Source organism: Pseudomonas sp. HY7a-MNA-CIBAN-0227, assembly GCF_040310325.1.
In the GTDB taxonomy this organism is placed as follows: Bacteria; Pseudomonadota; Gammaproteobacteria; order Pseudomonadales; family Pseudomonadaceae; genus Aquipseudomonas.
The window spans coordinates 1-272 of the sequence record NZ_JBEOPT010000139.1 but is presented as its reverse complement, the minus strand read 5'-3'; the positions used below and the strand labels follow the sequence as shown (position 1 = coordinate 272).

Annotated in this window: 1 protein-coding gene; it reads left to right on the top strand. The window is 50.7% G+C overall.

Going from position 1 to position 272, the window contains the following annotated elements:
• Positions 1 to 272: flagellar M-ring protein FliF C-terminal domain-containing protein (locus tag AAEZ06_RS27315; RefSeq protein WP_350617230.1), on the top strand; the 272-nt coding region annotated here is incomplete at both ends.

The window sequence follows — 272 nt, the reverse complement described above, 5'->3', positions numbered from 1 at the left end:
GGGTCAAAGCTCTGGCGGTATTCCTGGTGCGTTAAGCAATCAACCGCCGACGGAGTCCGATATTCCGCAAGTGGCGGGTGAGGCGACAAGCTCAACTGTGTCAGGTAATTTTTCAAAAGAAGCCACGCGTAATTATGAGTTAGACACCACGATTAGTCACACTCGTCAGCAAATTGGTGTGGTTCGCCGCGTCAGTGTGTCAGTTGCGATTAACTTTAAACCTGGGCAAACGGATGAAAATGGTCAGGTCACTCGCGTGCCGAGAACAGAAC